Origin of the sequence: Microbulbifer sp. 2205BS26-8 (assembly GCF_030731025.1) — a bacterium.
GTDB classification, from domain to species: Bacteria; Pseudomonadota; Gammaproteobacteria; order Pseudomonadales; family Cellvibrionaceae; genus Microbulbifer; species Microbulbifer spongiae.
The window spans coordinates 1-486 of sequence record NZ_JAVAMR010000186.1; the positions used below are offsets into that span (position 1 = coordinate 1).

The following is a 486-nucleotide window of genomic DNA, read 5'->3' on the forward strand; positions in this document are numbered from 1 at the left end:
CCCGGATATTTCATGAGCCCGAAGAGAGCACAGGATTTTCTTCTGCTACTCGGAGAGTCGCGTTCGAAGGATAAAAACTGATCCATTCGATCACAACTTGATCTTCTTCGCCTTTACCGGACGCAACTTCTCCCTTACCCCATTCTTTATCCCGTGCCGGAGCAGCACTTTTTCTCCTACGTAGGCACCAGTCGCGCCGCTGTCGTGTAGAAGATTTCTCTGTCTGGCATGGACGTCGGTAACAGGAACCGCAGACGCCGTGTGTTTTTAATCACCACGGCCGCGACTTTGATCAAGCGATTGCGTAAGGTGCCAACGGACGCTTTTGCCAGCAGCGTATTCTTGAGCTGTTCTCGCAACGCTTCGAACAGTATCCAGGCCAGCGCCGAGAGCAGTAACCGCCACTGATTCGGCCACCAGTGGTGGCAAGATGTGCGGCCTGCAAACAGATCCAGTTGCTGATCCTTGATGCGGTTTTCCATGTCT

The 486-nt window shown here is 53.1% G+C and carries 1 protein-coding gene; it reads right to left on the bottom strand.

Annotation, left to right across the window (positions count from 1 at the left end):
* Positions 1-176 precede the first annotated feature (176 nt).
* On the bottom strand, positions 177-486 hold a 310-nt coding region (locus Q5Y71_RS17190), incomplete at its 5' end, for a transposase (RefSeq protein WP_306043291.1).